The sequence below is a fragment of the Corallococcus sp. CA053C genome (assembly GCF_003611675.1).
In the GTDB taxonomy this organism is placed as follows: Bacteria; Myxococcota; Myxococcia; order Myxococcales; family Myxococcaceae; genus Corallococcus.
On record NZ_RAWA01000604.1, the window covers coordinates 1 to 4,087 of the forward strand.

A 4,087-nucleotide genomic window follows, 5' to 3' on the forward strand; every position below is an offset into this window, starting at 1 on the left:
GCCCGGGCCCGCCCACGCCTGGGTCACGCGCATCCAGCAGGAGCTCTTGTCGTCGTTCTTGCCCTCGCGGTCCCAGTGGAACTGGACCTTGATGCGGCCGTGCGCGTCGGTGTGGATCTCCTCGCCCGCGGGGCCCACGACGATGGCCGTCTGCGCGCCGGAGATGACCGGACGCGCCGTCACGCGGGGCGGCCGGAAGGGCACCTGGGCGGGCTGGCAGAGGAACTCGTTGCGGTAGCCCTCCTTGGCGCCCAGCGAGGCCTGCTCCGCGACCAGCGCCTCGGCCTGGTGGCCGGTGTGGCGCACGGACAGGGGCAGGTACTTGCGGTTGAGCGCGGCGTCCGGGTGCTCGGCCAGCTCGAAGGTGTGGCCCGCGCACAGGCGCCGGCTGTAGCTGGCGCCGGACACGGTCTCCACGCGGGCGCGCAGCTCCTCCAGGCGGATCTTCGCGAGCGCCTTGCCGGCCCCAGGCTCGTCGTAGAGGCCCGGGTAGTCGTAGATCTCCAGCGCGGACTCGCCCCCGTCGTCGGCGCTCTCCGCGCCCAGGTCCTGCGCGGGGCGGGTGAAGTTGAAGTCGCGCAGCGCCACCGCGCCGGGCTGGACCTCCAGCTTCGCGGAGAGGGTGTGGACGAACTCCTTCTCCGCCACCATCCGTGAGCGCTCGCGGAAGACGAGCTTGGGGTCGCCCGCCATGGCGGGGTTCGCCGACGCGGCGTCGCCGAGCACCATCGTGTGCGCGTCCTCGCCGTGCTCGAAGAGGTAGAAGATGCCCTCCTCCTCCAGGAGCCGGGAGATGAAGTCGAGGTCCGACTCGCGGTACTGCACGCAGTAGTCGCGCTTGCGGTAGCTGCCGGAGAGCGCCAGCCGGTGCTCCACCTGGCCCTGTTCGAGCACCTTGTGCACGATCTGCGGGACGGTCAGCTCCTGGAAGATGCGGCTGCGGCGCGTGTGCCGGAGCGTCCACAGCCGGGGCACCACCGTCACCCCGTAGCGTCGGCGCTGCGGCCCCGTGCCTTCGTCCCGGCGGTCGATGCGGGCGACGACGCCGTGGAAGAAGCGGGCGGTGCCATCCCCCAACTGCACCGTGAGCCGCGCGTCCTTGCCGAGCAATGCCGTGTCGTCCAGCTCCACGTCTGGGTTGGGGGTCAGGGAGACTTCAACGGAGTACGGCTGAGACACCGACTCGTCTGCTTTAAAACCGAATACCGTGACATCCTCGGCAGCGTGGGGCCCGAGTTGGAAGTCGAATTCCGTCTGGTTCGCCAGCAGCGCAGCATTCGCGATCATTGATTCTCCCGCGCCACGGAAGCCCCCAGGGTCACCCGCCACCTGTTTCATCGGGATGGGTGATCGCCTGACAAATTAGAAACACGCGGCGGCACGGGTCCGCAAGTGCTTGCGGGCACCGATAAGCATTTCGTTGCAAATGTACTGGGGGTGCGAGCTGTTGTTGTAGTGTTGCGCGAGGGCGGGGGGCCATGGATCACGACACGGATTCGGGCGGCCCACGCCAGGACTTACCCTCCGGGAGAGCGATGAAACGAAGGATCCTCCTGCGCCACCTGCAACTGCTGTCGCTCCTGCTGACCGTCCCCGCGCTAGCGCAGACGCCGTTGCCCGGCATCGACCTGGAGCGGCTGGAGCTGAACCCTGGCGCCGAGGGTTCACTCGTGGTGAGTCTGGGAGAGCTGCTGCCCGCCGGCCACTACCGGGCGACCGTGGCGTTGCAGTACGCGCATGATCCGCTGCTCTTCGAGCGCGATGGTGAGACGTTCCGCATCATCGGCAGCCGCGCGACCACGCATCTGGCCGTGGCCTATGCCGCGACAGGCTGGTTGCAGTTCGGCCTGCAGCTGCCGGTGGTTGCGTTCCAGAGCGGCTCGGATCTGACGGGAGAGAACATCGCGTCACCGTCGAGCTTCGCGTTGGGCACGCCCGCGGTCAGCGCTCGCGCGGGGCTGCTCACGCAAGACAAGGGTGGGGGCGTCGATCTGGCATTGGAGCTGGGCGTGGGGCTGCCGGTCGGCAGTCAGGCGGGGCTCGCGCGGGATGGCGCATTGAGGCTCGCGCCCCGGTTGATGGTGGGGCGGCACTTCGGCTTCCTGCGCGGAGGGCTGGAGGTGGGCTTCCTGAGCCGGCCCAGTCAGGCGCTCACCCAGCGGCCCGGCGTGCTGGTGGATGAGGTGGGCAACGAGCTGCGCATCGGCGCCGCGCTCGCGACCACCGGGCGGCGGCTGCGCTGGGAGCTGAACGTGCGGGCCATGGTGCCGCTGACGGCGCAGCCCGGGGCGGTGGAGCTGCTGCCCGGCGCGCGCTACCTGGTGAAGCCGTCCTTCGAGCTGTTCGCGCTCGCGGGCATGGGCGTGGGCAGCGCGCCGGGGACGCCGCTCTTCCGGGTGATGATGGGCGGGGCCTTTGGAAACGTGACACCGCGGCGCGGGCCGGGCGAGTCCTCCGTGAACTGCGAGCCGGGCCTGGCGCACACCATCGAGGAGTGCCCGGAGATGGACGAGGACAACGACCGGGTGCCCAACGGCATCGACCGCTGTCCGACGGTGTTTGGCACGCTGGAGCGCAACGGCTGCGAGAAGAAGGACACGGACTCCGACGGCCTGGAGGACGCGCTGGACATGTGCCCGGTGGAGCCCGGGCCCGCATCCAGCCAGGGCTGCCCGCTGCGCGACACGGACAAGGACGGCACGGAAGACGACTCGGACACCTGCCCGAACGCAGCGGGGCCGCCAGAGAACCAGGGCTGCCCGGTGCGCGACGCGGACAAGGACGGGCTCGACAACGACAAGGACGCGTGCCCGAACGAGGCGGGGCCCGTGGAGCGCGACGGCTGCCCGGAGTCGGACACGGACAAGGACGGCGTGCCCAACCGCATCGACAGCTGCGCGAATGAAGTCGGCACGTACGAGAACCAGGGCTGCCCGCAGCACATCTTCCCGCTGGTGGTGCTCCACGCGACGCGGTTGGAGACGCGAGGGAAGATCTACTTCGAGCCCGCGCAGACGCGCGTCAACTCGCGCTCCAACCCGGTGCTCGACTGGGTGGCGCAGGTCATCCTGGAGCACCCCGAGTTCCCGCTGATCGCCGTAGGGGCGCACACCGACGACCGGGGCATGCCGGACGCGAACCGCCGGCTGTCACAGGGTCGGGCGGAGGCGGTGCGCCAGTACCTGATTGGCAAGAAGGTCCCGCCCGAGCGCCTCGCGGCCTACGGCTACGGACAGGATCGTCCCATTGACAGCAACCTGACCTCCGTCGGCCGGGAGAACAACCGCCGCGTGGAGTTCCTGATCGTCGACCCCCAGGCGGACAAGACGCCGAGCCCCAAGCGTGAGCCGGGCACCGGAGAGACCCGATGATGATGAAGCCCGCGCTCCTCAAGGCATTGGTGGCCGGCGTGGTGCTGGCCGGGACTGCCGTTCTGGCCACGCCGGACCTGTTCTTCCTCGGGTCCGGAGGCGTCCACTACACCGCACGCGGTCCGGACACCGTCATCAACGACTACGCGCAGGTGACGAAGCCCGTCGCCGCGGGCACGTCCCGGATCCCGCTACTCTCCACCCGCGGCTTCTCCGGCGGGGACCTGGTGTTGGTGGTCCAGATGCAGGGCATGGGGTCCACGCTGGAGGGGAATGATCCCGTCCTCATCGAACTCTCCGGAGGGCCTGTGGGGGCGTGGGAGTTGGCGCGGGTCGAGAGCGTGCGTGCTGGCACGGAGGAGGCGTTGGAGCTGGCCGCGCCGCTCGTCCATGCGTACGCGGAAGGGGTCACGCAGGTGGTGCGGGTCCCGGAGTACGAGGACGTCGTCATCCCACGTGGGACGGGGCTCGTGGCCCGGGACTGGGATGGCAGCACCGGCGGCGTGCTGGCGTTCGTGGCCCGGGGCCGGGTGACGAACGATGGTGTGATCGACGCGAGCGGCAAGGGCTTCCGGGGAGGCCTGTTTGCTCCGGCTGGTTTCGCGATGACGGGCTGCACGGACCTGGAGGCGTCCTCGGCGGGGAGTGGGGCCTGGAAGGGCGAAGGGGTGGACCCTCTCCGCTATGGCGACCTCGACCTGGGCTGGGGCCTGCCC

Annotated in this window: 2 protein-coding genes and 1 pseudogene; 2 read left to right on the plus strand and 1 reads right to left on the minus strand. The window is 70.0% G+C overall.

The genetic code is table 11. The features are described 5' to 3' along the window. Positions 1-1,287 (minus strand): type VI secretion system tip protein TssI/VgrG (gene tssI / locus D7V97_RS40765; RefSeq protein ID WP_120615949.1); only part of this gene is annotated, 1,287 nt, incomplete at its 3' end. Positions 1,288-1,535: 248 nt separating this feature from the next. Between tssI and D7V97_RS40770 the strand changes: the two genes are divergently transcribed. Further along, a complete protein-coding gene (locus D7V97_RS40770) occupies positions 1,536-3,371 on the plus strand; it encodes an OmpA family protein (RefSeq protein WP_120615948.1) in 1,836 nt (611 codons plus the stop codon). Next, positions 3,368-4,087 (plus strand): annotated as a pseudogene (locus tag D7V97_RS40775) (adhesin); the annotation flags it as partial. The gene D7V97_RS40770 and the pseudogene D7V97_RS40775, both read left to right, overlap by 4 nt.

Bases quoted from the DNA above. Each gene is read 5' to 3' on its own strand.
- D7V97_RS40770 (WP_120615948.1), top strand. From the start codon at position 1,536: ATGAAACGAAGGATCCTCCTGCGCCACCTGCAACTGCTGTCGCTCCTG.